This window comes from Martinezella sp. CNPSo 3890 (assembly GCF_057784455.1).
On record NZ_JBXSOR010000017.1, the window covers coordinates 41,529 to 67,279 of the forward strand.

Below are 25,751 nucleotides of genomic sequence, written 5' to 3' on the forward strand. Positions count from 1 at the left end.
TTACCACTCCGCTCCGATCTGGGTGCGGGCAAGCGCCAGCTTGCGGAAGAAATAGACGGTGAAGACGATAGAAAGAATGATCGAGACATAGGCCATGGCATTGGCAAGCCCCATCTGCGCATCGGCATAGGCAGTGCGCCCGACCAGCGTCCAGATCAGCTCGGTGCGCCGCGCCGGCCCGCCATCGGTCATGATCTTGACGATGTCGTAGGCGCGGGCGACGTCGAGCGAACGGATCGTCATGGCGATGAAGGCGAACGGCATCAGGAATGGCCAGGTGACGTAGCGGAAGGTCTGCCAGCTGGTACAGCCATCTACCTTGGCGGCCTCGACCGGCTCTTGTGGCATGGCGAGCAGGCCTGCGAGGATAAGGATCGCGAAGACCGACGTCGACGACCAGACTTCGGCAATGACGATGGAAAACAGCGCCAGATTGCCATCGATCAGCCAGGGAATGGCCGTTTCCGTGATCCCTAGCGACTGCAGGGCATTGTTGATGATGCCGACATTGTCGTTGAACATGAATTTGAACTGGAAGCCGACGAGAACGGGCGAGAACATCATCGGAAACATCATCAGCGTGCGCAGCACGCGCTTGCCGTAGGTCGCCTTGTTGACCAGCAAAGCCAATCCGAGACCAAGCAGCATTTCCAGATTAAGGGCAATCGTCAAAAGCACGACGGTGCGCACGAAGGCGGCCAAGAACACCGGATCAGACAGGATGCGCATGTAGTTGCGCAGACCGATGAAGGTGAAAAGCGTCGCCGGCCGCGTCAGGCGAAAGGGCGTGAAGCTGGAATAGAAGGACAGAAGCAGCGGAAACAGAACCACAGCCACGAGGACGATGATCGCCGGAAGAAGAAGCAGGACCGGTGGAGATATTCTTTTGAGCATGGTTTGCACCTGTCGGCATTCCTCGGCAGCATGGCCCGGACTGCGTGGAATGGATTGCTTGGGACCGAGAAGCCGGCAGCAAACCGGCAGAGCAGACCGGCCCCTTGCGGTGCCGATCGAAAACCATTCTCGAACTCAGTTTTGCGGAAATCCCGCACGCCCGAGACGCGCGGGATTTCGAGTGCACCGCTTAGAGGGCGCCAGCGTCCTTCAGGACATCGGTTGCCTTTTGCGCAGCAGCATCAAGCGCCTCCTTCGAGCTCTTGTCGCCGAGGATCGCGGCCTGAAGCTCAGGATAGACGACGTTGGAAATCTCGATCCATTGCGGCGTGCGCGGAACCGGAAAGGCATACTTCATGGCTTCCTGAAAGGTGCTCAGCACTTCCTTCTTGTAAGGGTCGGATGCAGCCTGCTGGATATCCCAGTCCCATACGGCCTTGCGGGTCGGCAGCGTGCCGTTGGCGGCTTCTAGCTTCTGCGAGTCGTCGTTCGTCAGGAACCAGACGAGCGAAGCGGCTGCATCCTTGTGGGCACAGGCTTCGGTTACCGAGAAGCCATGATGACCGGACCAGCCGGTGTGCTTGCCAGAGGAACCGGCGGGCTGCACAACGACACCGACATTGCCGGCGATCTTCGAAGACTTCGGATCATTGAAATAGGTCGCCCAGCCCGGCCAGTCGAGATCGAGAGCGATCGAACCAGAGGCAAAGCCGGCACCGAGGTCGTCCCAGAGATAGTTGGTCGTGCCGGCCGGAACGGCCTTGGCCTTGTACATGTTGACGAACCAGTCGAGCGCGCGTACCCCGGCTTCGGAGTTGAAGGCAGGCTTGCCGTCCTTGTCGAGATATTCGCCGCCTTCGGCGACCAGCATTTCATAGAAGCGGCCATTGATCGCCTCTTCCTTGCCGGGGAATTGCGTGCCGAAGAAGTTCGGCGGGTTGGAGAAGAAGATCGCCTGATCGGAGACTTCCTTCCAAGTCTTCGGGGGCGCCAGATCGTAGCCATACTTCGCCTTGAACGCCGTCTTCTTGGCCTCGTCGTTATAGAGGCTCTTCTGATAGTAGAGCGCCGAAACGTCAAACTGCGCACGCGGCAGCATGATCAGGCGGCCGTCGATGGTCGAGGCCTGGATGGTCGAATCGACGAACTGGCTAATTTCTTCCTTCGGCAGCAGCTTGCCGAGGTCGGTGTAGAGGTCGGGATACTGCGGCGCGAAGGACGAGTGGTTCGAGCCGACGCACCAGGAGATGCTGCCCGAGGCCATGTCCGATTTGATTTCCTTGTCGAGTTCGAAGTGGTTCTTCTTCGAGAGAATGTTGACCTTGGCGCCCGTCTCCTTCTCCCACTCGGCGATGCGCGCGTAAAGCGGCTCGTATTGCTGACCGCCGATGAGTTTGGCGTCGATCGTCACGCCCGGAAATCTGCCTGGCAGATCGGCGGCGAAGACCGCCGTGCCGGCAAGCAATGCCATCGTGCCGGCAGCAAGACCGGCTTTCCAATTCCTCATCGAACTTCCTCCCTTAAAATCGGACCCCTTGCCCGATTGCCCTCTCGATCCAAATATGGATCAATGATTTATAAGTAAACATCTTATTCATTGGCCGTCAAGCCGCGATCGCACGCTTGTAAAATGCCTTCATTCATATATGAATGATGATTCATGTTTCTTCACATGGGGACTTGTTGATGAGCATAGAAGACGACAGTGATCGCTACCGCGCACCGGCGCTGGACAAGGGGCTCGACATTTTGGAGCTGCTGGCAACGATCGACGGCGGCTTGACGCAGGCCGAGATTGCCAAGGCGCTCAACAAGAGCCCCAACGAATTCTACCGCATGCTCGATCGTCTCGTACGGCGCGGCTATGTGCAGCGGCAGGATGGCGATCGTTTCTATCTGACGCTGAAGCTCTTCGGCCTTGCGCATTATCATGCGCCGGTGCGCCGCCTCGTCTCCTTCGCCACACCGCTGATGCGCGAATTCTCCAACCGTGCCGAGCAGGCCTGCCATCTGGCCATCTATGACCGCGGCTCCGTCGTCGTCATCGCCCAGCAGGATTCCCCGACCTATTGGGGCATCTCCATCCGCGTCGGCGCGCAGATCAATCTCTATAATACCGGCTCCGGCCATATTCTTCTGGCATTCCGGGATGCAAAGCAGCGCCGGATGATGATCAACGAGCAGAGACGCCAGGAACAGGATCCGGAGGAGCCGCCTGCCGATCTCGAGGAAAAGCTCGCAGCAATTCGTGAAAAGGGCTTCGAAACCATGAGCAGCCTGCAGACGAGCGGCGTACACAATATTTCCGCGCCCGTGCTGGCGATGGACGGCAACGCCCTTGCCGCCCTCACCTGCCCCTATATTGAGCCAGTGAACCCGAAGGCACCTACGCGCGAGCAGGTGGTCGAATATGTCCGGGAAGCCGCCAAGCAAATCTCCGAAACCGTGGCCGGCACGGTGGACAAGGCCGAGTTATAATTTTTATTTGAATAAACTATTCTTCTGTGAGTATATGTTGAGCAAGCAGGTATGGGAGGAACGCCATGCTTTTCGACAGCCATCTGCACATCGTCGACCGGAAACGTCTCGCCTATCCCTGGCTGGCTGGCGCCGGCGCGCTCAATCGCGACAGCCTCTATGAAGACTATGCGCGCGAGGCCAAGCGGCTTGGGATCACCGATACGCTTCACATGGAGGTCGACGTCGCCGAGTATGATATCGAGCGGGAAACAGATTACGTCAAAGGCCTGAGCCGTGAGCCCGGCAGCCTCCTCAGGGGTGCCATCGCCGCCTGCCGTCCTGAGAGCACGAACTTCCCCGCCTATCTCGAACGCGTACTTGCCGATCCCTTCGTCAAAGGTTTCCGCCGTGTACTGCATGTCGTGCCAGATGACGTCTCCGAGGGCGCCCTCTTCCGCGAGAACCTGAAGCGGCTCGGTGGCACGCGGCTCACCTTCGACCTCTGCGTCCTACCGCATCAGATGTCCAAGGCGCTCGCGCTCATCGACCTCAATCCCAATGTCCGCTTCGTCCTCGACCATTGCGGCGTACCGGCGGTGAAGGATGGCTTCAGCGAAAGCTGGGTGGCGGCGATCACGGAAGTGGCGAAGCGCCCGAATGTCACCGTTAAGATTTCCGGCGTCGTCGCCTATGCCGATCCGGACAGCTGGACGCCGGAAACGCTGCGTCCCTTCGTCGAACATTGCATCGCAAGCTTCGGCTGGGACCGCGTCATCTGGGGCAGCGACTGGCCAGTCTGTACGCTCGGCGGCAATCTTTCCACCTGGGTCGCCGCCACCCACGCGCTGATGCAAGGCGTAAGCACCGACGAACGCAGCCGGCTCTATCACCTCAATGCCAAGCGCCTCTGGTCTCTTTGAGATCAGAGGTTTTCCATCGAAAGACATGCCATGACCGCCACCGTCGGCATATCCAGCACCTGTCCGAAGACCATGCCGGCCGATCACGCCGAGATTCCTGTCTGGAATGCGGAAAACTGGTTCTACGAAGATTTCGAAATCAGCCACAGGATCCGCTCGCTGCGTCGCACGATCTCAGAAGGCGAATCCCAGCAGTTCAACGCGCTGGTGCTCGACATGCATCCTTACGTCAGCGACCAGATTTTTGCGGAAACCGAGGGCCTGTTCGGCAAGCGGCTCGTTGCCGGCGCCTTCGTCTTTTCCGCCGGGCTTGGGCTCGTCGCCACCAATTGCGTCAACGCCTTTTCCTATGGATACGACAAGTTGCGCTTCATCAAACCCACCTTCATCGGTGAGACGATTTACACCATCCGCACCAATCTCGATAAGCAGCCAAAATATGCCGAGCTCGGCCTGATCCGCTCCTCTTACGAAGTCTTCAAGGGCGAAGGCGAATTGGTGCTCTATTGCGAGCATATCCAGACCGTGCGCTACAGGAACGGCCGGCCCGCGGACGCGCCGCCGCTGAAAGTCCGACATGACCAAGGATAACGAAGAAGGCCTGCTCTCCGGCATCATCGTGCTGGATATGAGCCAGTTTCTTGCCGGCCCGATGGCGGCACTACGGCTCGGCGATCTCGGCGCGAGGATCATCAAGATCGAGCGGCCCGATGGCGGCGATCTCTGCCGCCGGCTCTATCTCAGCGACACCGAGATCGGCGGCGACTCCACGCTGTTTCATGCCATCAACCGCGGCAAGGAGAGCTTTGCCGTCAATATGAAGGATGAAGGCGATCTGCAGGAACTGCGCGCGCTGATCGCCAAGGCCGACGTCGTCATCCAGAATTTCCGCCCCGGCGTCATCGAAAGGCTTGGCCTCGATTATGCCGCCGTTGCCGCAATCAATCCCCGCATCGTCTATGGCAGCATCACCGGATACGGCCCTGACAATGAATGGCGCCATTTCCCCGGGCAGGATCTGCTGGCCCAGGCCCGCTCCGGCGTCATGTGGCTGAATGGCGAGGCGGATGACGGGCCGGTGCCTTTTGGGCTCGCCGTCGCCGACATGCTGGCCGGTAATCTCCTGGTTCAGGCCATCCTTGCCGGACTGGTGCGCCGCGGCGTCACCGGCCACGGCGTGCATGTGGAGACGAGCTTGCTGGAGGCGCTGGTCGATTTCCAGTTCGAAGTGCTAACCACCCATCTGAACGACGGCGGCCGACTGCCGAAGAAATCCGCCGTGCGCAATGCCCACGCCTATCTCGCGGCGCCGTATGGCGTCTATCGCTGTGCCGATGGCTGGCTGGCATTGGCGATGATGCCGCTGGAAAAACTCGCGCCGCTGCTCGATCTGCCCGCTCTTTCCGGTTACACGCCGGATGATGCCTTCCAGCGTCGGGACGAGATCAAGACCATGATTGCGAGCCGCCTGCAGGAAAAGACGGTTCGCGAATGGCTCGATCTCTTGGAGCCAGCAGACATCTGGGCGGCCGAAGTGCTCGACTGGCCGAAATTGCTGCAAAGCGCTGCTTTCCGTAAGCTCGATATGCTGCAGACGGTAACCCGCGACGATGGCGCCTCGGTACGCACGACGGCAAGCCCGATCCGGGTGAATGGTGTTCGAGCCAAGAACGATATGGCGGCGCCGACGATCGGCGGGCAGTCGGAGAAGGTCAGGGCGGAGTTTCTTCGCTAGGTTCTCTACGCAACGCCCGTGATACCCCCCTCTGTCACTTCGTGACATCTCCCCCTTGTGGGCAGGGGTATCGCATATGAGCGGAGATCGCCGCCGTCCTCCTTCTCCCCAGCGGGGAGAAGGTGCCGACAGGCGGATGAGGGGGTGCCTGCCAAGACCACCAAAATCCATGAATTCAAATCGATAACCCCCTCATCCGACCCTTCGGGCCACCTTCTCCCCAAGGGGAGAAGAAGCTTATGTTGCTCGTCCGCCTCCATATGCGATAGCCCTGCCCACAAGGGGGAGATTGGTAACCTGCGGCACCGTCATCGAAAAATAATAAGCCTCGTATCCGCTGATACGATCGCGCCTCATTTTGTGGAACTAGCGATGCGCCCCACCGATCTCCCCCCTTGTGGGGGAGATGTCACGACAGTGACAGAGGGGGGGTATCACGGGTGCCGCAAGCGCGAAGTCCCTGACATATCTTCCAAAATAAAAAGGGCACCGCATCCCTGCGGCACCCCTTCTCTAACAACGCCTCTCATAAGAGGGGAAGCCAAGTCGCCTCAAGCCGCAGCGAGCTGCAGTTCCTTGCTGACCATGGCGCGCAGCGTGCCGAGATCCTTGGCGAAAGCGCGGATGCCTTCGGAAAGCTTCTCGGTTGCCATTGCGTCTTCGTTCATCATCCAGCGGAAGGTCTTTTCGTCGACGGCGATCTTTTCGACCGAGCCCTTGGGCTCCGGCGAGAGCTTGCGCTCCAGCTTGCCTTCGTCCTTGGAAAGTTCGTCGAGCAGGTTCGGGCTGATCGTCAGGCGATCGCAGCCGGCCAGCGCTTCGATTTCGCCAGTGTTGCGGAAGGAGGCGCCCATGACGATCGTCTTGATGTCGTTGGCCTTGTAGTAGTGGTAGATCTCGCGCACCGAGATGACGCCCGGATCTTCCTCAGCCGTGTAGTCCTTGCCGGTCGACTTCTTGTACCAATCGAGGATGCGGCCGACGAAGGGCGAGATCAGGAAGGCCTTGGCGTCGGCGCAGGCAATCGCCTGGGCCTTGCTGAAGAGCAGCGTCAGGTTGCAGTCGATGCCTTCCTTCTGCAGCACTTCGGCGGCGCGGATGCCTTCCCAGGTGGAGGCGAGCTTGATCAGGATGCGGTCGCGCTCTATGCCGCGCTCCTTGTAGGCGGCGATGATGGCGCGGGCCTTGGCAAGCGAAGCTTCGGTGTTGAAGGAGAGATCAGCATCAACTTCCGTCGAGACACGGCCGGGAACGAGACCGGAGAGCGCTGCGCCGACGGAGATTGCCAGACGGTCGGCAACGGCGGCAACGACGGCTTCGGAGGCACCGCCCTGCTTCTTGCCCCAGGCAACGGCTTCCTTGATCGCATCGGCGAACATCGGCGTGCCGAGCGCCTTCAGCACGATGGTCGGGTTGGTGGTGCAATCCACCGGCTTCAGGCGAGCGACTGCCTCGATATCGCCGGTATCGGCCACGACCGTCGTCATGGCGCGGAGTTGATCAAGCTTGGAAGTCATAACAGGTATCCTTGTTGAATGAAGCCCATTGGAATGGGAGATGTCGGGCGGCAGATCCGGTCTTGCGCCGGGCGGGGACCGAAGGCGTCAGGGGAGTGCGGCCTTCCTTCTCCTATGTTTTGGTAACGGGATAAAAACAGCGAAAGTTCCATTTCCGGTGAACGGCCGAGCGATGAGGAGACAACCTTCCGAAAACAAGCTTTCCGCCGGTATCGGGCGCCCTATATGGCTCCCCGTCCGGCCCGGCACTTGCTCGCGGCAGCACTCGCACATTGTCCTCCTCGACTGGACAAGACCGAATTCCTCAGCGCTGACTATCAGCAATCTCGCACGGAAAAGTCAAGGACATTTGTGCAATTCGATTGACATAAGTTTCATGTCATAGAATATCGGCAGCAGAAGAGCGGATCTCGCCTGCTCCTGTCATCCGCCATCATTCCGTTTCGCATCTCAGGTGGATCATGACGTTAAACGGCGCATGCGACAATCTTGCCGGAGGACCTGTGGCCAAACTGAGACGCGGAACCCATACCGCCTATTCGGAGACCTCCTCCCTGAGGCTTCGCGCCGCCTGGCTCTATTACAATCAGGGCCTGACGCAGAAGGATGTTGCCGAGCAGCTCGGCATCAGCCGCACCACGGTCATCCGCCTGCTGGACGAGGCCATGCGCCGCGCCGAGGTGCAGATCTGGATCACCGAAGGCATCGACGACTGCGTGGAACTGGCGATCAAGCTCGAGCGCACCTATGGGCTCGACGAGGCGATCGTCGTTCCCGAGCCGGCCGGTGGCAATGTCAACGCCCAGGCAAAGAGCGTCGGCCTGGCGCTCGGCCAGTTCCTGACGGAGGCCATCCCCGACAATTATACGATCGGCGTCGGCTGGGGCCGGACGATGACCGCTTCGCTCGCGAGCTTCCGCCCGACCCGCCGCGACAATTGCAAGGTGGTCTCCCTGCTCGGCGGCATCGTTGCCGTCCACCAGACCAACCCGATCGACTATACCTGGCGTCTGGCAAGCCAGCTGGGTGCCGAATGCTACATGTTCCTGGCGCCGCTTCTCGTCGACTCCGTCGAGACCAAGCGCAATCTCATCGAGAAATGCGGCCTGGAGGCCATCTACCGCCTGGCGGAAAACCTCGATCTCGCCATCGTCAGCTGCGGCGATATCGGCCCGCAATCGACCTCGCTATCGGAGGGTTTCATCTCGAAGCGCGAGCTGGAAGAATTGATCGACATGGGTTGCGTCTGCGACACCATGTTCAACTTCCTTGATGCCGACGGAAATTCCGTCGATCACCCGATCAACAAGCGCGTCATGTCGGTCGATCTCGATACGCTGAAAAAGGCAAAGCACATCGTGATCTCTTCCGGCGGCGCTCACCGCGCCCAGGCGATCAGCGCCACCATCAAACGCATCGGCTGCAATACTTTGATTACGGATGAGAGCGCTGCCAAGGCGCTGCTGCAGATGGCCATGGCGAAGGCGGCTTGAGGGCGTTTCGGCTGCCAGTTCCGAGCGGGTCGAAGGTGCGTACCCCCCTCTGTCGCTTTCGCGACATCTCCCCCCACAAGGGGCAGGGCTATCGCATATGAGCGGGAGATCGCCGCCGTCCCCTTCTCCCCAGCGGGGAGAAGGTGCCGCCAGGCGGATGAGGGGGTGCCCGCCAAGACCACCAAAATCCATGAATTCAAAGCGATAACCCCCTCATCCGACCCTTCGGGCCACCTTCTCCCCAAGGGGAGAAGGAGCTTATGGTGCTCGTCCGCCTCCATATGCGATAGCCCTGCCCCTTGTGGGGGGAGATGTCGCGAAAGCGACAGAGGGGGTATCAGAGCATCAGCGATCGCAGAACTTTCCAATGCACCCCTCAAGCATCCCCCGCTTCCCACCCCAGCATCGCCCGCTTGCGCGTAAGCCCCCAGTGATAGCCCGTTAGCTGCCCGTTCTTGCCGAGCGCTCGGTGGCAGGGCACGACGAAGGAGATCGGGTTGCGGCCGACGGCAGCACCTACGGCCCGCATGGCCGTCGGCTGACCGATATCCTTTGCGATGTCGGAATAGGTCACGGCACGGCCCATCGGGATCTTCAACAGGCTTTCCCAGACGCGGAGCTGGAAATCCGAGCCGATCAGCACGACGCGCAGCGGCTGGTCACTCGACCAGTTCGAGCGCTCGAAGATGCGTGCCGCATAAGGTGCCGTCGCATTCGGATCCTCGATGAACTCGGCATTCGGCCAGCGGCAGGTCATGTCGGCGAGGCAAGCCTTCTCATTGCCGGAATCGCTGAAGGCGAGACCGGCAAGGCCACGATCCGTGACCATGATCAAAGCGAGGCCGAAGGGCGAAATGTGAAACGCATAGCGCATCACCAGGCCGCTTCCCCTTGCCTTCCATTCGCCCGGCGACATCGCCTCATGCGTGACGAAAAGATCGTGCAGTCGGCTGGGGCCGGACAAGCCGACCTCGAAGGACGTTTCGAGCAGCGGTAGATCCTCCTTGCGCAAAAGGCGTTTGGCATGATCGAGCGTGACGGCCTGCAGGAAGGCCTTGGGCGAGAGCCCGGCCCAGCGCGTGAATGTCTTCTGCAATTGTGTCGGCGACTGGCCGAGCCTCTCGGCGAGCATCTCCAGCGATGGCTGGTCGCGATATTCCTCGGTGATGAGCTCGATGACCTCCCGGACGGTGTCGTAGTCCTGACCTTCCGGGGTGATGTCTTTCTTCAGCTGTGCAATCGCATTCATGATCTTTCTCCTTAAAAAGGAGAAAACCACGGCAAGAGGGCTAAAACCACCCGTTTCTTGCGCAAGTGGTCTCTCTGCAAAAATGTGATACCGCCGGGTTGGGAAGACCGCTCATATCCGTTGTGTCACGGTCGCCAATGCCCGCTTGAAGGCTTTGGCGAAACTCTCGCGATCCTCCGGATTGAGGAAGGAGCCGACATCGGTGTCGTGGCTCCTGTCGCGGACATGCATCGACACGACCCCGATCTCGCGGTGGCGGCGAACGAGGAAGCGCGTCCAGAACGGATTGAAATCATGTTCCACCATGCGGCCCGTCGGCGAGAATTTGCGGATGGAAACATTGGTGCGCGATATCGTCACCTCTTCGCGCACACGGCCCGACCGATAATTCAGCCAGAAGGCGCCATAGAGCAGGAAGAAATCGGCGCCGAAGAAAATCCCGATCGGCCAGGCGCCTCGCGTGACGAAGAGAATGCTGTAGATGAGACAGAAGCCGCCCGCCAAGGCCAGCATGACCCTGAACCCCTTTCGCGGCAGCGAGCGATGGGGAAACAATTCGGCGGCAAAAACCGGCCTGTTGCCGTCTGCAGCCGTATCGGCGTTGCGTTCCGTCATAGGACTTGAGTATAGGTCGTTTATGGCAAATCCAAAGATCAAATCCAGCGCCCAAACCGTGAAAAAGTCAAATGCGACCGCAGGCCGCAAGCCGGCGGCCAAAAGCCTCTATTCCAAGGCGGACCTGGAAGAGATCTTCCGCCGCTTCTCCATCCAGCGGCCGGAACCGAAGGGCGAGTTGGAGCACGTCAACCCTTTCACGCTCGTCGTCGCCGTCGCGCTTTCAGCACAGGCGACGGATGCTGGCGTCAATAAGGCGACGCGCGCCCTCTTTGCCGTTGCCGACACACCGCAGAAGATGCTCGATCTCGGCGAGGAGCGCATTCGGGAATACATCAAGACGATCGGCCTTTACCGCAATAAGGCGAAGAACGTCGTCGCGCTATCGGAAAAGCTGATTACCGATTTCGGTGGCGAGGTGCCGCGAACGCGCGAGGAGCTGATAACCCTGCCCGGCGTCGGCCGTAAGACCGCGAACGTTGTCCTGTCCATGGCCTTCGGCCAGGCGACGATGGCGGTCGACACGCACATTTTCCGCATCGCCAACCGGCTGCTGCTCGCCCCCGGCAAGACGCCCGACGAAGTCGAGCAGCGGCTGATGAAGATCATCCCCGATCAGTATCTCTACCATGCCCACCATTGGCTGATCCTGCATGGCCGCTATGTCTGTAAGGCGCGCAAGCCCGAATGCGAGCGCTGCGTGATCGCAGACCTCTGTCGCTCGCCGGAAAAGACCTGGGACATCCCCGCTCCCCTGGTCGAACTTCCGGCGCAGATCATCGGGGCTGAAGCGGCAGGCTGAACCTATCGAAGGCGCGGGTTCGCTTCCTTGTGCGAAATCAGCTTGTGCAGATGCACCATCATGCCGGCGGCAAAGAGCGGCGTCAGCAGATTGAGAAGCGGAATTGCTAGAAAGGCCGCGATGACGAGGCCTGCCAGAAAGACCGTGAAGGCGTGTTTGACGCGGAATTGCCGCGCCTCGTCCGGTGAGCGGAAGCGCATGGCGGCGAATTCGAAGAATTCGCGTCCGAGCAGATAGCCGTTCACCAGAAAGAAGGCGATCAGGTTGACGCCCGGAATGAACAGCAGGAACAGCGCCACGATATTGCCGACGATGACGACGCCGAGAAACCGCACCGAGCTTTTCATCGCCGCGACGATCGGCATCGCCGTTCCGGGCGCATCGCCTGGATAGTCGCGCTTTTCTACAACTTCGGCGACATCATCGAGAAAGAGTCCGGCAATCAGGGCTGTGACCGGCGAAATCAGCAGCGCCATGGCCAATGCCAATGCGATGCCGGCGAAGATGGCGAGGAAGAGCGTAAGCCAACCCGTCCAATCCGAGGTGGACGGCATAAAGCCCTGCAGCCAAGGCAATACGAAAGAATTGAAGGCGCCTCGCAGGACGAACCAGAGCACGAGAAGCGCCAGCAATGTGAGACCCAGAACCTTCCAGAAAACCTTGCGCGTCTCCGGCGCAAAGAGATTTTCCAGGGAGAGGCGGGCAGCAAGGCCAATCATTCGGTCTACCTCTTTTGGTGGCAGTTGGACACTTAAGAAGCGGTTGCATCGATATCAATATCCCGTGCAGATATATGAATGTGCCAATTAAAAATTTGAATTATTGTAATACAGTTTGCACTAATATATCCTGTACGCCACATTAAGAACAACAACCGCAACAAGATCGGCGACCCGATCGAAATTGAATGGCTGATTGACATAGAAATTGACGCAATAGAACATCGAAAAGACCACCAAAGGGGCGCAAAACTTGGAAGACCTTAGTCAGAAACTTAGACAATATATAAAGATCGGCACTCCGGCCGAACGAAGAATTGCTAAGTATTTCTCCGAGCATCTGAATGAACTACCGTTTGAGACGGCTTCCTCCGTTGCCGACAGGCTGGAACTGAGCCCGATGACGGTAGGACGGTTTCTGCGGTCGCTCGGCTATCACGGTCTGGATGGGATAAAGGTGCATCTCAAGGAAAATGCACCGAGCCTCACGTCGCAATTGCCCAATATCCTCGAACAGCTTCAGAAGGACGCAAGCGAAGGTCGCCCGCTCGCAACGCAAATTGCCGAACAGGTCGAGATGCTGCAGCATATCTACAACCTCGCCGGCCAGCCGCAATGGCGCGACGCGGTTGCGACAATTCTGTCCTCCGGCAATGTCTTCATCACCTCCCATCCCAGTCTCGCGGGGATCGGCCACTATTTCCGCGACCGCCTGACCTTTGCCCGTGATCAAGTCCTTTTCCTCGACGGCGCCAATGGCAGCTATATCGAGCTGTTCGGCAAGCCATCCGAGGATGCGCTGCTCGTTGTCATCGATTCCCCGGGTTTCGTCACATCGCGTCTTCTGGCGCGCTCGGCTCGTCGCGCGGGCTGCAAGGTATTGCTGGTAACCGGTCAATTCACGGAATGGGCGCATGAATTCGCAAACATCACGCTGTCCTTGCCGCCACAACGAGCCAATAGCCGCGAAAACCTTTCAGCCATAATGGCGCTGATGGAATATCTCGCGATTTCAGTCGCTCACGCCGCAGGTGAAGCGGCGGAAATGAGAACGCGCCGCATAGAAGAACTTCAAGGTATATTCGCCCAGGCGCCGCTCCGGTAAGCCGCCTATTCCATAGCGTCCAGTTCTGCGCGGTGGCGGTACATGGCGAGGAAGCGCCGGTAATCGCGATCGTAGAGTTCTTTCTTTTCCGCATTCGGCAGCCGTTCATGACCGCCCGGATACATGGCGGCGCCGGCAACTCCGAGGCTTTCGTGAATCCCGCAGGCGACCGAGGCGGCGATTGCGGTGCCGAGCAAGACCGTCTCGTTCATCTTCGGGATAACGACCTTGCAGCCGGTCACGTCGGAATAGAGCTCCATCAGCACCGAATTCTTCACATGGCCGCCGGCGACATGCAGCGTGTCGGGCACGTAGCCGTAATCCCGCATTCGCTCCAGGATATGACGAATGCCGAGTGCGATGCCGACGCTGGTGCGCCAGTATAGCCGGCAAAGACCATCGAAGGAGGCGTCCAGCGTCATACCGCTGATGACGCCCAATGCATGCGGATCGGCAAGCGGCGAGCGATTGCCGTGAAAATCGGGCAGCACATGGATACGCCCGCCGAAGGAAGCACCCTCCTCCAGCCGCAATTCGGCGATCCGCCGGACGATGCGGTCATGCAGTGCCGCTGTTGGATGTCCGCCGGCTGCATGCATGCTGACGATATGGTCGAGGAGCGCACCGGTGGCAGATTGTCCGGCTTCGGCAAGCCACATGCCCGGAAAGACTGCTTCGTAATAGGGGCCCCACATGCCGGTGCTGCGCTTGCGCTCCCGCGCAAAGGAAACCACGCAGCTCGAGGTTCCCGCAATCAACGCGAGTTGATGCTCCAGCATGTCGGCATCGCCGGCATGTCCGGCGAGCGCGCCGAGCGCGCCCGCATAGGCATCGATCAAGCCCGCACCGACATGGCATTCACGGTCGAGACCCAGCGCTTCCGCCGCCTCGGCCGTCAGTGTGCCGATGGATCGACCGACTGCAACACTTTCGTCGGGCAAACTGCCGCGCTCGCGCAGATCGCCAAGGCCGATCACGTTGAGAAAATCGGCCTGCCAGCCCGGTTGGCGGTGCGCCAGATAATTCCATTTCGCCACCAGCGTGGAGCGCGACCGCGCAAGCGAACCGGTCGCCTTCCAGGTCATGAAATCGGCAAGGTCGAAAAAGTAGCCGGCTTCGGCCCAGCTTTCCGGAAGGTTCTCCTTCAGCCACATCAGCTTCGGCATTTCCATTTCCGGCGACATGAACTCGCCGGAATATTCAAGAACCGCGTGCTTCGTCGCCGTACAGTAATCCGCTTCGGCCAGCGCCCGATGATCGAGCCAGACGATGGTATCGAATCTCTTCTCGCCACCGGTGGAAACGGTGAGCTGCCCGCCACCGCGATCGCGCACGACCAGCGAGCAGGTCGCATCGAAGCCGATAGCGCCGATAGCGGATGCAGCAATGCCGGATACCTTCACGGCTCCGCGAACGGCGGTGCAGACGGCAGTCCATATATCTTCGGAATCATGCTCGGCGTGGTTCTCGCGCGGGCGGTTCATCAGGATCGGATGTTCACTTTTACCCAGCAGTGAACCGCCCGCGGTGAAGACACCAGCGCGTGCGCTGCCTGTGCCGATATCGACCGCAACCACGTGATCACGCATGCAAAAGAGGTCCCGCCCACTTATCTCTTGTTGCGGACAAGTTGTATCAATTCCGGCATCGCGTCAAACACGACTTCCGGGGAAAGCTGCTCCAATTCAGCCCGATAACTCGGCGAATGAGCATGCGAACCACCGGTGAAGGCAAAGACCGTCATGCCGGCCGCGCGCGCTGCCGTGATCCCCGCAGGACTATCCTCGACGACAATGCATTCCTTCGGCGGTACGCCCATTTTTTCCGCCGCATAGAGAAAGAGATCTGGCGCAGGCTTGCCACGCTTGACCATGCTGGCGCTGAAGATATTGGGTTCTAGCCTGTCGAGCAGACCGGTCACGCCGAGAGAGAGACGGATGCGCTCAAGCTGGCTCGACGAGGCAACGCAGCGCGGCAGCGAAAGCGCATCCAGCGTTGCACTGATGCCGTCGATCGGCTTCAGCTCATGTTTGAAGCGCTCATAGAGATCGTTGCGGATACGGTCGAGAAATGCCTGGTCGATGAAGACGTCGAATTCCGTCTGCATCGTATCGACGAGCGTCGCCAGGCTCTTGCCGAGGAAGCGGCTGTAGACATCCTCCTCGCTCATCTCGACGCCGACATCATGCATCGCCTGGATGAGCACGCCGACCGACAACGGCTCGCTGTCGACAAGCACGCCGTCGCAATCGAAGATTACGAGCCCTGTTCCCGCATCCGCCATCACAGATCCAACCTGAATTTTGTTGCTGTCCCGCCAGCCGGAAACCCGGCACGGCAATGGAAAACGGCCGGAACAGGAGAGGTCCGGCCGCTTGAAAATTATTCCGCGAGTTTGTTGTCCAAGTATAGCTGCAGGGTGACGCGGGTACCCTTTTCCCACAGCGTTTTCAGTGCATGCGCGAAGCGCTTTCGGAAAAGATCGGATTTGGCGACATCTCCGAAAATATCATCGAACACCAGGAAGGCGTTCGGATCGTCCTTCGCCTTGAGCGCCGCTTCATGCAGCCGATCGGCGCTGGCATCGTTGAAGACGATCTCCTTGCCGCTGTCGCTCTTGCCGGCAAAGTAGCGGCACCACAGCGCCGAGACGAGCGATAGGCCGACAATATCCTCGCCGCGACGAAGGCGGTCGGCCGTCGACGGCAGAATGAACTTCGGCTGGCGGTTGGAGCCGTCCTGCGCCAGGCGCGGGATGGTGTCGGCAATCTTTGGATTGGAGAAGCGCCGCTCGATCAGCTTGAAATAATCCGCAAGCACCGTGTTTGGCACCGGCGGGATGACGGGGATGATCTCATCATTTTCGAGCTTGGCGAGGAAGGCGCGGATCAGCGGCTCTTCCATGGCTTCATGCACGAAGTGAATGTCCATCAGCGCCGCCGGGTAGGCGATCGCCGCATGGCCGCCGTTGAGGATGCGGATCTTCATGTGCTCATAGGGCGTCACGTCGGGCACGAAGGTCACGCCGACCTTTTCCAACGGTGGGCGGCCTGCGGGGAAATTGTCTTCCAGCACCCATTGCTTGAACTCTTCGCAATAGACGGGCCAGTTGTCCTCGATATCGAAAGCTTCTTTGAGCAAGTCGATTTCACGCGCACCCGTCGCCGGCGTGATGCGATCGACCATGCCATTCGGAAAGGCGACATGCGCAGCGATCCAGTCGGCAAAGGCCGGATCGGAAAGCCGCGCCGTGCCGACGACAGCAGCTTTGGTGACGCCGCCATTGTGGGGAATGTTGTCGCAGGACATGACGGTGAAAGGCTGCAGGCCGGCCGCACGCCGCGCCTTGAGACCAGCCACGATCAGGCCGAACACCGTCTTCGGCGCATCCGGGTTCTGCCCATCGGCCACGATCGCCGGATGGGCGGGATTGAACTTGCCGGAGGCATCGATGAAGTAACCACCCTCGGTAATCGTCATCGAAACGATGCGGATCGCGGGATCCGCAAGCTTGGCAATGATTGCCTTGGCATCGCCGACCGGCAGGATGTCGACCATCGGCGCAGTCACGCGCGCGGCCGTGCGATTATTGTCCTGCTCGACCACTGTCGTCAGAAAATCCTGGGCAGCCAGCTTCTCGCGCATAGCCGCATCCGACGGCAGCACGCCGGCGCCGATGATCGCCCAGTCATGGGCTTCTCCCGAATTGAAAAGATCGTCGAGATAAACAGCCTGATGGGCACGATGGAAATTGCCGACACCGAAATGCACGATACCAGCCGAAAGCGACTTCCGGTCATAAGCAGGAATAGCCGCCTTTGCAGCCGCCTGCTGAAGAGTTGCGAGCGATAATTTGCACGTCATGTCTCTGGTCCTTTTGAAGGTCTCTGGCTCCGGGCGGCTCGGGAATGCCGCACCGGCTGGTATGCTTGATCGGTCTACGCAGATCGATGGATGCGAACCGGAACAGATGCGTTGGCCGTGCCCGCTCAAGCGCACACGGCCTTGGCTTTTAGGCTGAAATCGCCAGCCCTTCGGCGTTGAACCGGTGAATATGCGCCTTGTCTGGCGTGAGATAGACGGTATCGCCAGCCCGGGCTGGAAAATCACCCGAGCCGCGAGCGGTCACCGTGCCGATCCCGTCGACATCGATATGCAGGAAAGTGTCGGAGCCGAGATGCTCAGCAACGAGAACCTTACCCTGCCAGTCACCCGACGTGGTCGACAGCAGCACGTGTTCCGGCCTGACGCCGATCGTGTCGGCGCCAAAGGTCTGCGCATAAGCGCCCTTGACGAAATTCATCTTCGGCGAGCCGATGAAGCCGGCGACGAAAAGATTGCGCGGGCTGCGATAAAGCTCCAGTGGCGAGCCAACCTGCTCGATATTGCCGCGGTTGAGCACGACGATCTTGTCAGCCATGGTCATGGCCTCGACCTGATCGTGCGTCACATAGATCATCGTCGTCTTCAACTGCTGATGCAGCTCGCTGATCTCGAGGCGCATGTTAACGCGCAGTGCCGCGTCCAGGTTCGATAAGGGCTCGTCGAAGAGGAAGGCTGCCGGCTGACGCACGATGGCGCGGCCGATCGCGACGCGCTGGCGCTGACCGCCGGAAAGCTGGCGCGGCTTGCGCTCAAGATAATCCGTCAGGTTCAGGACGCGTGCAGCATCCGCCACCTTCTTGTCGATTTCCGCCTGCGGCATGTTCGCCATCTTCAGCGGAAATGCGATGTTCTTGCGCACACTCATATGCGGATAGAGCGCGTAGGACTGAAACACCATGGCAAGGCCGCGCTCGGACGGCTTGAGATTGGTGCCATCCTTGCCGTCGATCATGATCTGGCCGCCGGAGACATCTTCGAGGCCGGCGATCAGGCGCAGCAGCGTGGACTTGCCACAGCCCGAAGGGCCGACGAAAACGACGAACTCGCCGTTGTCGATCTCAAGATCGATGGAAGGAATGACCTTGGCTTCGCCGAAGACCTTGGAGACTTGTTTGAGAACAATGCTACCCATGTTTCTCTTCCTTACTTAACCGCGCCGAAGGTCAGGCCGCGAACGAGTTGCTTCTGGCTGAACCAGCCGAGGATCAGGATCGGAGCGATCGCCATGGTCGATGCCGCTGAAAGCTTGGCATAGAACAGGCCCTCCGGGCTGGAATAGGAGGCGATGAAGGTGCTCAGCGGCGCCGCGTCCACCGCGGAGAGATTGAGCGTCCAGAAGGCCTCGTTCCAGGCGAGGATGATGTTGAGCAGCATTGTCGAGGCAAGGCCGGGGATCGCCATCGGCGTCAGCACGTAAATGATCTCCTTGGCAAGCGTCGCCCCATCCATGCGGGCCGCCTCGAGGATTTCGCCGGGAATTTCCTTGAAGTAGGTGTAGAGCATCCAGACGATGATCGGCAGGTTGATGAGCATCAGCACGACGACCATGCCCACCCGGCTGGCAAACTGGTTGTTCAGGAGGCCGAAGCTCTGGAACAGCAGATAGATCGGGATGAAGGCGCCGACCGGCGGCATCATCTTCGTCGACAGCATCCACATCAGGACGTCCTTGGTGCGCTTGGTCGGCGAGAACGCCATGGCCCATGCGGCAGGCACCGCAATGAGCAGACCGAGAATGGTCGAACCGAAAGCGATGATGACCGAGTTGCCGAAGTGGAGGAAGTAATCCGAGCGCGACTGCACCTCGAAATAATTCTCCAGCGTCCAGTGGAAGAAGAGGAATTGCGGCGGCGAGGCAATCGCATCGCCTTCCGTCTTGAAGCTCGTCAGGATCGTCCACAGGATCGGGAAGAAGATGAGGATTGCTACGATCCAGGCGGCGACCGATACGACGATCTTGCGTTGGGTGGTGATTTTGCGTGCCATCTCAAGCCTCCAGATTCTTGCCGACTGCGCGCATCAGGAAGATCGCGACGATATTGGCGAGGATGACGGCGATGATGCCGCCCGCCGATGCACCGCCAACATCCTGCGACAGAACGATCTGTGAATAGACGAGATAAGTGAGGTTGGTCGTCGCCGTTCCGGGACCGCCATTGGTGGTGACGAGGATCTCGGCGAAGGCCGACAGCATGAAGATCGTCTCGATCAGGATCACCACGGTGATGGCGCGGGCGAGATGCGGCAGGATGATGTAGATGAATTTCGAAACCGGTCCCGCCCGCGCCATCCATCTCGGCGGCTTCCTTCTGCTCCTCATCCAGCGACTGCAGGGCTGTCAGCAGGATGAGCGTGGCGAAAGGCAGCCACTGCCAGGCAATGATGATGATGATCGACAGAAGCGGAACCGTCTCCAGCCAGGTCAGCGGATCGAGCCCGAAAAAACGGAAGAGATGTGCCAGGAGCCCGTTCACCGGGTTCATGAACATGTGCTTCCAGATGAGGGCGGCGACCGTCGGCATCACGAAGAAGGGCGCAAGCACCAGCATGCGCACGATGCCCTGGCCGAAGATCGGCTGATCAAGAAGGAGAGCCAGCGCAATGCCGCCAATGACGGTGATCAGCAACGCACCACCGACAAGCAGCAGCGTCACGATCAGCGAGCTGAGGAAGGCCGGATCGGTGATGAAATATTCGTAGTTGAGAAACCCGAGGAAATCATGCGTGCCGGGGTTCAGAAGATTGTAGTTCAGCGTCGAGAAATAGATCGTCATTACGAGCGGGACGATCATCCACGCAAAGAGAAGCAGAACCGAAGGCGCCATCATGACGCGTGCGGTGGAATGGGTGTGCAACGTTGCCATGGCAAGTACCGACCTATCTTTAAAGGAGGGGGTGGCCGCGGACCGGCTGAAACAAAAGGGCCGCCAAGGGCAGTTCGGCGCTCGGCGGCCTAGGGGAAAGCAACGCTCGAGAGGGGGCGCTGCTTTCCTTAGCTTCGAAGGCCGTTACTTCGGATAGCCGGCCTTCTTCATTTCGCGTTCCGTCAGCTGCTGGGCAGCCTTCAGAGCCTGATCGACCGAAATCTGGCCGGCGAGAGCAGCCGAAAACTGCTGGCCGACAGCCGTGCCGATGCCCTGGAATTCAGGAATGGCGACGAACTGAACGCCGACATAGGGAACCGGCTTGACAGTCGGATGCGTCGGATCAGCCGAATTGATCGAGTCGAGCGTCATCTTGGCGAAAGGCGCTGCCTTCTGGTAGTCCGCATTCGCATAGAGCGAGGTGCGGGTGCCGGGAGGTGCATTCAGCCAGCCTTCCTTCTGTGCGACCAGGTTGGTGTAGTCCTTGCTGGTGGCCCACGAAATGAACTTTTCCGCCGCTTCGGTCTTCTTCGAGGAAGCCGGGATGGCGAGGTTCCATGCCCAGAGCCAGTTGCCGCGCTTGCCGAGGCCCTTATCCGGAGCCAGAGCGAAGCCGACCTTGTCGGCAACCTTCGATTCCTTCGGATCGGAAACGAAGGAAGCAGCAACGGTGGCGTCGATCCACATGCCGCACTTGCCGGACTGGAACAGGGCCAAGTTCTCGTTGAAACCGTTGGACGATGCACCCGGAGGGCCGGCATCCTTCATCAGCTTGACGTAGAAGTCGAGCGTGTCCTTCCATTCCGGCTGGTCGAACTGTGCCTTCCACTTTTCATCGAACCAGCGGGCGCCGAACGAATTCGACATCGCCGTCAGGAACGCCATGTTTTCGCCCCAGCCCGCCTTGCCGCGAAGGCAGATGCCATAGACTTCATGGTCCTTGTCGGTGATTTTGCGGGCTGCATCGGCAACAAAGTCCCAGGTCGGCGCATCCGGCATTTTCAGGCCGGCCTTGTCGAACAGGTCCTTGCGGTACATCACCATCGAGCTTTCGCCGTAGAACGGCGCTGCATAGAGCTTGCCGTCGGTCGTCAGACCGCTGCGAATGGCCGGGAGAAGGTCATCCACATCATAGTTCTTGTCGGCGGAAAGCTTGTCGAGCGAGGCAAGCCAGCCGAGCTTGCTCCAGATCGGCACTTCATAGGTGCCGATCGTCAGCACGTCGTACTGGCCGGCCTTGGTAGCGATGTCGGTCGTAACCTTCTGGCGCAATACGTTTTCTTCAAGCGTGACCCACTGCAGGTCGATACCGGGGTTCTTGGCTTTGAAATCGTCCGTAAGCTTCTGCATACGGACCATGTCGCCGTTGTTGACGGTTGCAATCGTGAGAGTTTCGGCAGACGCCAGGCCGGCAAACATCAGAGCCGAGCAGGCGCCCAGCAGTAAAGTTTTCAATTTCATATCTTCCTCCCAGAAGATTAAAAATGAGCATTCGCTTTGCTCGTGGGCAATTACTCACTTCTTGCGACAAAATGTCAATGCAGATTCGTTGCTGCATTGCCGAGCAAGCAACCTATCCTTTTGTTTTTATGAGTTAAATTTTTTGCTCAAACCTTGAGCAAAAATTCGGCAACTGCCTCGTCGGTAATCAAACCATTGATCTGCTGACCGACAACGGCCGCCTTGATCGCCTGGAATTTGCGCCGACCCTTTGCGATTCCGATGACGCTGCAGGTATCGCGCGACGGCAAGGGCGCACTGGCGACGCGCTCATTGACATCATCGGGCATGAGGTTGCCATTGCCATCGAAAACCCAGCCGCAGATCTCGCCGGCAGCGCCCCGATCCATCAACGCCAGCATCTCGTCCCTCTCGAGAAAGCCGTCGAGACAGAGCGGCGCTTCCACGCCCATCTCCCCGATACCGACGAAAGTCACGTCGGCCTGAGCGCTAATATCGAGCGTCGAGCGCACCAGTGCCTGCGCATGCAGGAGCTCCCGCTCCTCGGCCGACGACACCAGCACCGGCAGCGGCATCGGAAAGTGCCGCGCCTTGACGACGTCGGCCATGCTGAAGATGACGTTGTAATAGGCAGCGGAACCGTCGGGACCGATATTGCCCGTCAGCGACACCACCCGATGCTGCAGACATTCGATCGCCGGCAGCTGGTCGACTGCAGCCTTCAACGTGCGGCCCGTGCCGATCGCCAGCACGATGGGGTCGGCTCGCCGCAGCCAGCGCTCGATTTCGGCAGCACCGGCCTCGGCGATGCCAATGGTCGAAGATGTGCTGTCGGGATCGCTCGGCACGATATCGACATGGCGCAGACCGAACTTCTTCTTGAGCTCCGCCGCATATTCCAGACAGGCGGCGATCGGGTGATCCAGCCGAACCTTGATCAGCCGTTCGGCAACGGCCAGCGACACCAGACGCTGCGCCGACTGCCGGGATATTCCCATCGCAACGGCGATTTCATCCTGCGTGCGGCCGGCGACGTAGTAGAGCCATCCGGCCCGCGCCGCATCGTCAAGCCGCCCTTGGGAATCCAGCTTCTTCGCCATCGCCTTCCTTTACCGAAACAGCGCCCTTGCTCGGGATGATCCAGACTATCCGTGCCGGATCATGCAGTCTCCGGCGGGATGACGCCCTTGGTCAAGGTGAAACAGCCGTAGAAGCGGCGCTCGCCGGTCTGAATGACGCAAAAGGCATCCTTGGCACGCTCGTAGAAGGCGTAACGCTCGACCGGCATCAACGGCCAATGCTTGCCCTCGGCCTTGTCGATCACCGCCTGAACCTCCCGCTGGACCTGCGGCACCTCCTCCGGCGCATCGACAACTTCCATGCGCGTCGCGGCGTCATCAATGAAGGTATCGAGCGGCATCAGCGACAATATCGCCGCGACGGCATCGGCAGCAGGCACATTGTCGATGCGCAGCAGCTCGCCCAGGACCGTCTGGCTCGCAATGGCCTCCGCCGGGAAATTCGTGTCGACGACGACGAGCATGTCGCCATGCCCCATCGATTTCAGCGCATAGAGCACGTCCGCATTCAACAGCGGCGAAATTCCCTTCAGCATGAACGATCCTCCGATAGCCTGTGGCGGCCACTTCGCGGCCGCTTTGTTCTCCGCGCAAACAAGTAACCATCGCGTTCCTCTCTGTCCATAGGCGCCGGGAACGTTTTCGGCGGGTAGCCTGCAGCAATTCCAGGAAAAGTGCGCAGCAGTTTTCCGTTCGGGATTGCGTGAAAGCAAAGGGATAGAGCGGCTCAGAGATTCCGTGAAAAACTGAACCGCTCTGGCCATGAACTGTGCATCCCGCCGCGGCTTATTTCAGCCGTTATTGACCCGATAGGTTCGTCGGCATTAACTGAGGTACGTTCAACGGTTGAGAGGTGCATGTGCGCATTCTTGTGGTGGAGGACGACGACACGATCGGCGGCGCGGTTCGCGACCATATCGCGGCAGGCCCTCATGCCGTGGATTGGGTCAAGAACCTGACCGATGCGGAGGAGGTCACCAGTGCGGTGCAATACGGCCTCATCCTGTTGGATCTGCAGCTTCCCGATGGCAGCGGCATCGATTTCTTGAAGCGGCTGCGCCGCAAGCCTGACGAAACGCCCGTCATCATCCTGACAGCTCGCGATCAGATCTCCGACCGTATCGAAGGCCTGAACAGCGGCGCCGATGATTATCTCGTCAAGCCGTTCAACCTTGGCGAATTGACGGCCCGTATCCTGGCGGTCGCCCGGCGTTATGCCGGCAGTCCGCAGCCGACCCTCCGGTTTGACGACCTCGAAATCGATCAGCCGCAGCGCCGCGTCAAGCTGGCGGGCAAGGACGTGATCCTGACAGGACGAGAATGGGCCGTGCTCGACCTGCTGATCACGCGGCCGGGCGCCATCGTTTCCAAGGACAAGATAGAAGAGGCGCTCTACGCCTTCGGCTCCGAAATCGAGAGCAACACGGTGGAGGTCTATGTCAGCCGCCTGCGCAAGAAGATCGGCAAGGACCGCATAAGGACGGCCCGCGGCGTCGGCTATTGCCTGGGTGAGCGATGACCGAACACAAGGAGCCCAGCCGCGCCAGCATCACCCGGCGCCTGATCACTGCGCTGACCGGCACTGTCGTCGTCTTCTGGCTGATTGCGGTCGGCATCGGTGTCTATGTCGTCAACAAGGAACTCTCGGAAACATTCGATGGCGCATTGCAGGAAACCGCCGAGCGTCTTCTGCCGCTGGTGCTCGACGATCTCGCCAACCGCGACCATTCCGGCGATCCTCAGAGCCTGGAAGAGCTCAATAAGGGGCTGAACCGCGAATATCTGACCTATCAGGTACTCGATGGGAACGGCAAGGTTATCCTGCACTCCCACGATGCCCCTCCAACCGCCTATGACGTGCCGCTGAAGATCGGCTTCCACAATACGTCGCGATACCGGATCTATACCGAATCCTCGGCCGACGGCACGATCTTCCTGCACGTCGCCGACGCCTTCAAGAATCGCCGCGAGGCATCGCGCGAAAGTGGCGTTGCGCTGCTCTGGCCGCTACTGGCCCTCATTCCCGCCAGCATCATCGCCATCGGCGTCATCGTCGGCCGATCGCTGCGGCCGATCGACCGCTTGCGCTCGGAGATCGCCACCAAGGACGGCGGCAACATGGCGCCGCTCGTGAGCGAGACGCTGCCGCTCGAGCTGCAGCCGATCGCCCGCTCCGTCAATCTGCTGCTGGAGCGCCTGCGCCTGGCGCTGGAAGCCGAGCGCGAATTCACCGCCAATAGCGCCCATGAGCTGCGCACCCCGATTGCAGGCGCTCTTGCGCAGACCCAGAGGCTGATCGCCGAACTGCCGCAGGGGCAATTGACGGAACGCGCCGGCCGCATCGAGACGTCGCTTTCCAATCTCGGCCGGCTCGCGGAAAAGCTGCTGCAGCTTTCCCGCGCCCAGGCCGGGATCGGCACGGGTGACAAACCCGCCGATCTCGTGGCCATCATCGAAACCGTCATAGGCGATTACGACCGCGATACGGGAACGGCAGGCCGTGTCCTTCTGGAGAACGAAACGGCGGAGAAACTGATGCGCAACGTCGATATTGACGCATTTGCGATCGTCATGCGCAATCTCATCGAAAACGCCTTGATCCATGGGCCGGCGGATGACGAAGTGACCGTCCGGATCGACGACCGCACCGTCCGCGTCATCAACGGCGGCGCCGTGCTTTCCGCACATGATCTCGCCGGCCTGAAAAAGCGCTTCTGGCGCGGCAAGACGAAAGCGGCAGGCTCCGGCCTTGGACTTTCGATCGTCGAGCGCATCGTCGGCCAGATCGGCGGCCATCTCGATCTACTGTCGCCGGCGACCGGCAGGACCGATGGCTTTGAAGCCAGGATCACCCTGCCGTCCGGCTGATGACGCTCTAACTGTCAGGGATTGGCCTCATAGAGGATTGATCTTGCAAAGACCGGCAAAGGGTGCGAGCAAGTGCGCCATGTTT

The 25,751-nt window shown here is 59.8% G+C and carries 23 protein-coding genes and 1 pseudogene; 9 read left to right on the top strand and 15 right to left on the bottom strand.

The genetic code is table 11. The features are described from left to right. Both AC13RC_RS27750 and AC13RC_RS27755 read right to left on the bottom strand, forming a co-directional pair. Positions 1 to 894, bottom strand: coding sequence for a carbohydrate ABC transporter permease (locus AC13RC_RS27750; protein ID WP_113354502.1), 894 nt, complete (start codon positions 892 to 894; stop codon positions 1 to 3). A 190-nt stretch (positions 895 to 1,084) separates the two neighbouring features. Further along, a complete protein-coding gene (locus AC13RC_RS27755; RefSeq protein ID WP_488559165.1) occupies positions 1,085 to 2,401 on the bottom strand; it encodes a type 2 periplasmic-binding domain-containing protein in 1,317 nt (438 codons plus the stop codon). 179 nt (positions 2,402 to 2,580) lie between these two features. Between AC13RC_RS27755 and AC13RC_RS27760 the strand changes: the two genes are divergently transcribed. The 4 genes from AC13RC_RS27760 to AC13RC_RS27775 all read left to right on the top strand — a co-directional run bounded on the left by AC13RC_RS27760 (position 2,581) and on the right by AC13RC_RS27775 (position 6,009). Next, a complete protein-coding gene (locus AC13RC_RS27760) occupies positions 2,581 to 3,372 on the top strand; it encodes an IclR family transcriptional regulator (protein WP_488559166.1) in 792 nt (263 codons plus the stop codon). A gap of 65 nt (positions 3,373 to 3,437) precedes the next feature. After that, on the top strand, positions 3,438 to 4,274 hold the full coding sequence (locus AC13RC_RS27765) for an amidohydrolase family protein (RefSeq protein WP_488559167.1): 837 nt from the start codon (positions 3,438 to 3,440) through the stop codon (positions 4,272 to 4,274). A gap of 30 nt (positions 4,275 to 4,304) precedes the next feature. Further along, positions 4,305 to 4,865, top strand: coding sequence for a MaoC family dehydratase (locus AC13RC_RS27770; RefSeq protein ID WP_488559168.1), 561 nt, complete (start codon positions 4,305 to 4,307; stop codon positions 4,863 to 4,865). Continuing rightward, positions 4,852 to 6,009 (top strand): CaiB/BaiF CoA transferase family protein, encoded by a 1,158-nt coding sequence (locus AC13RC_RS27775; RefSeq protein WP_488559169.1) that lies wholly within the window; start codon positions 4,852 to 4,854, stop codon positions 6,007 to 6,009. Before AC13RC_RS27770 ends, AC13RC_RS27775 begins: the two co-directional genes overlap by 14 nt. Before the next feature lie 551 nt (positions 6,010 to 6,560). On the opposite strand, the gene tal is transcribed toward AC13RC_RS27775, so the two are convergent. Next, positions 6,561 to 7,526 carry a transaldolase gene (tal, locus tag AC13RC_RS27780; protein ID WP_113420170.1) on the bottom strand — a complete coding sequence of 322 codons (966 nt, stop codon included), beginning with the start codon at positions 7,524 to 7,526 and terminating at the stop codon, positions 6,561 to 6,563. 503 nt (positions 7,527 to 8,029) lie between these two features. Between tal and AC13RC_RS27785 the strand changes: the two genes are divergently transcribed. Further along, positions 8,030 to 9,019 carry a sugar-binding transcriptional regulator gene (locus AC13RC_RS27785; RefSeq protein WP_113333625.1) on the top strand — a complete coding sequence of 330 codons (990 nt, stop codon included), beginning with the start codon at positions 8,030 to 8,032 and terminating at the stop codon, positions 9,017 to 9,019. Between the two features lie 376 nt (positions 9,020 to 9,395). Here the strand turns inward: AC13RC_RS27785 and AC13RC_RS27790 are convergent, their stop codons facing one another. Next, the gene (locus AC13RC_RS27790; RefSeq protein WP_169645740.1) at positions 9,396 to 10,268 is read right to left on the bottom strand and encodes a bifunctional helix-turn-helix domain-containing protein/methylated-DNA--[protein]-cysteine S-methyltransferase; all 873 of its coding nucleotides are present in this window, start codon (positions 10,266 to 10,268) and stop codon (positions 9,396 to 9,398) included. 111 nt (positions 10,269 to 10,379) lie between these two features. After that, positions 10,380 to 10,883: a DUF2244 domain-containing protein gene (locus tag AC13RC_RS27795; protein WP_145315933.1), complete on the bottom strand. Its 504-nt coding sequence runs from the start codon at positions 10,881 to 10,883 to the stop codon at positions 10,380 to 10,382. Between the two features lie 22 nt (positions 10,884 to 10,905). Between AC13RC_RS27795 and nth the strand changes: the two genes are divergently transcribed. Continuing rightward, positions 10,906 to 11,685, top strand: a complete 780-nt coding sequence (nth, locus tag AC13RC_RS27800) for an endonuclease III (protein WP_173002423.1) — start codon at positions 10,906 to 10,908, stop codon at positions 11,683 to 11,685. A 2-nt stretch (positions 11,686 to 11,687) separates the two neighbouring features. On the opposite strand, the gene AC13RC_RS27805 is transcribed toward nth, so the two are convergent. Further along, the gene (locus AC13RC_RS27805) at positions 11,688 to 12,404 is read right to left on the bottom strand and encodes a sulfate transporter family protein (protein WP_113332437.1); all 717 of its coding nucleotides are present in this window, start codon (positions 12,402 to 12,404) and stop codon (positions 11,688 to 11,690) included. Between the two features lie 253 nt (positions 12,405 to 12,657). Here AC13RC_RS27805 and AC13RC_RS27810 point away from each other — a divergent pair, with 253 nt between their 5' ends. After that, a complete protein-coding gene (locus AC13RC_RS27810) occupies positions 12,658 to 13,509 on the top strand; it encodes a MurR/RpiR family transcriptional regulator (RefSeq protein ID WP_113332525.1) in 852 nt (283 codons plus the stop codon). A gap of 5 nt (positions 13,510 to 13,514) precedes the next feature. On the opposite strand, the gene AC13RC_RS27815 is transcribed toward AC13RC_RS27810, so the two are convergent. The 9 genes and pseudogenes from AC13RC_RS27815 to AC13RC_RS27855 form a co-directional block, all read right to left on the bottom strand. Further along, positions 13,515 to 15,098: an FGGY-family carbohydrate kinase gene (locus tag AC13RC_RS27815; RefSeq protein ID WP_488559170.1), complete on the bottom strand. Its 1,584-nt coding sequence runs from the start codon at positions 15,096 to 15,098 to the stop codon at positions 13,515 to 13,517. A gap of 20 nt (positions 15,099 to 15,118) precedes the next feature. Next, positions 15,119 to 15,793 (bottom strand): HAD family hydrolase, encoded by a 675-nt coding sequence (locus tag AC13RC_RS27820; protein ID WP_113332439.1) that lies wholly within the window; start codon positions 15,791 to 15,793, stop codon positions 15,119 to 15,121. 98 nt (positions 15,794 to 15,891) lie between these two features. After that, complete coding sequence (locus tag AC13RC_RS27825) at positions 15,892 to 17,373, bottom strand: mannitol dehydrogenase family protein (protein WP_488559171.1); 1,482 nt, start codon at positions 17,371 to 17,373, stop codon at positions 15,892 to 15,894. 148 nt (positions 17,374 to 17,521) lie between these two features. Then, positions 17,522 to 18,526, bottom strand: coding sequence for an ABC transporter ATP-binding protein (locus AC13RC_RS27830; protein ID WP_113332441.1), 1,005 nt, complete (start codon positions 18,524 to 18,526; stop codon positions 17,522 to 17,524). Between the two features lie 11 nt (positions 18,527 to 18,537). Next, a complete protein-coding gene (locus AC13RC_RS27835; protein WP_488559172.1) occupies positions 18,538 to 19,380 on the bottom strand; it encodes a carbohydrate ABC transporter permease in 843 nt (280 codons plus the stop codon). A 1-nt stretch (position 19,381) separates the two neighbouring features. Beyond that, positions 19,382 to 20,258 (bottom strand): annotated as a pseudogene (locus AC13RC_RS27840) (carbohydrate ABC transporter permease). Positions 20,259 to 20,402: 144 nt separating this feature from the next. Further along, a complete protein-coding gene (locus tag AC13RC_RS27845) occupies positions 20,403 to 21,719 on the bottom strand; it encodes an ABC transporter substrate-binding protein (protein ID WP_113332442.1) in 1,317 nt (438 codons plus the stop codon). A 146-nt stretch (positions 21,720 to 21,865) separates the two neighbouring features. Beyond that, positions 21,866 to 22,819: a sugar-binding transcriptional regulator gene (locus tag AC13RC_RS27850; protein WP_113332443.1), complete on the bottom strand. Its 954-nt coding sequence runs from the start codon at positions 22,817 to 22,819 to the stop codon at positions 21,866 to 21,868. Between the two features lie 59 nt (positions 22,820 to 22,878). Then, positions 22,879 to 23,334, bottom strand: a complete 456-nt coding sequence (locus AC13RC_RS27855; RefSeq protein ID WP_113332444.1) for an RbsD/FucU family protein — start codon at positions 23,332 to 23,334, stop codon at positions 22,879 to 22,881. Between the two features lie 323 nt (positions 23,335 to 23,657). Here AC13RC_RS27855 and AC13RC_RS27860 point away from each other — a divergent pair, with 323 nt between their 5' ends. Further along, positions 23,658 to 24,317 (top strand): response regulator, encoded by a 660-nt coding sequence (locus AC13RC_RS27860; protein WP_069615956.1) that lies wholly within the window; start codon positions 23,658 to 23,660, stop codon positions 24,315 to 24,317. Next, entirely contained in the window at positions 24,314 to 25,666 is a 1,353-nt protein-coding gene (locus AC13RC_RS27865) for an ATP-binding protein (RefSeq protein ID WP_113354493.1), read from the top strand. Before AC13RC_RS27860 ends, AC13RC_RS27865 begins: the two co-directional genes overlap by 4 nt. Positions 25,667 to 25,751: the final 85 nt, after the last annotated feature.

Bases quoted from the DNA above. Each gene is read 5' to 3' on its own strand.
- AC13RC_RS27750 (WP_113354502.1), bottom strand. From the start codon at position 894: ATGCTCAAAAGAATATCTCCACCGGTCCTGCTTCTTCTTCCGGCGATC.
- AC13RC_RS27755 (WP_488559165.1), bottom strand. From the start codon at position 2,401: ATGAGGAATTGGAAAGCCGGTCTTGCTGCCGGCACGATGGCATTGCTT.
- AC13RC_RS27760 (WP_488559166.1), top strand. From the start codon at position 2,581: ATGAGCATAGAAGACGACAGTGATCGCTACCGCGCACCGGCGCTGGAC.
- AC13RC_RS27765 (WP_488559167.1), top strand. From the start codon at position 3,438: ATGCTTTTCGACAGCCATCTGCACATCGTCGACCGGAAACGTCTCGCC.
- AC13RC_RS27770 (WP_488559168.1), top strand. From the start codon at position 4,305: ATGACCGCCACCGTCGGCATATCCAGCACCTGTCCGAAGACCATGCCG.
- AC13RC_RS27775 (WP_488559169.1), top strand. From the start codon at position 4,852: ATGACCAAGGATAACGAAGAAGGCCTGCTCTCCGGCATCATCGTGCTG.
- tal (WP_113420170.1), bottom strand. From the start codon at position 7,526: ATGACTTCCAAGCTTGATCAACTCCGCGCCATGACGACGGTCGTGGCC.
- AC13RC_RS27790 (WP_169645740.1), bottom strand. From the start codon at position 10,268: ATGAATGCGATTGCACAGCTGAAGAAAGACATCACCCCGGAAGGTCAG.
- AC13RC_RS27795 (WP_145315933.1), bottom strand. From the start codon at position 10,883: ATGACGGAACGCAACGCCGATACGGCTGCAGACGGCAACAGGCCGGTT.
- nth (WP_173002423.1), top strand. From the start codon at position 10,906: ATGGCAAATCCAAAGATCAAATCCAGCGCCCAAACCGTGAAAAAGTCA.
- AC13RC_RS27805 (WP_113332437.1), bottom strand. From the start codon at position 12,404: ATGATTGGCCTTGCTGCCCGCCTCTCCCTGGAAAATCTCTTTGCGCCG.
- AC13RC_RS27815 (WP_488559170.1), bottom strand. From the start codon at position 15,098: ATGCGTGATCACGTGGTTGCGGTCGATATCGGCACAGGCAGCGCACGC.
- AC13RC_RS27820 (WP_113332439.1), bottom strand. From the start codon at position 15,793: ATGGCGGATGCGGGAACAGGGCTCGTAATCTTCGATTGCGACGGCGTG.
- AC13RC_RS27825 (WP_488559171.1), bottom strand. From the start codon at position 17,373: ATGACGTGCAAATTATCGCTCGCAACTCTTCAGCAGGCGGCTGCAAAG.
- AC13RC_RS27830 (WP_113332441.1), bottom strand. From the start codon at position 18,526: ATGGGTAGCATTGTTCTCAAACAAGTCTCCAAGGTCTTCGGCGAAGCC.
- AC13RC_RS27835 (WP_488559172.1), bottom strand. From the start codon at position 19,380: ATGGCACGCAAAATCACCACCCAACGCAAGATCGTCGTATCGGTCGCC.
- AC13RC_RS27845 (WP_113332442.1), bottom strand. From the start codon at position 21,719: ATGAAATTGAAAACTTTACTGCTGGGCGCCTGCTCGGCTCTGATGTTT.
- AC13RC_RS27850 (WP_113332443.1), bottom strand. From the start codon at position 22,819: ATGGCGAAGAAGCTGGATTCCCAAGGGCGGCTTGACGATGCGGCGCGG.
- AC13RC_RS27855 (WP_113332444.1), bottom strand. From the start codon at position 23,334: ATGCTGAAGGGAATTTCGCCGCTGTTGAATGCGGACGTGCTCTATGCG.
- AC13RC_RS27865 (WP_113354493.1), top strand. From the start codon at position 24,314: ATGACCGAACACAAGGAGCCCAGCCGCGCCAGCATCACCCGGCGCCTG.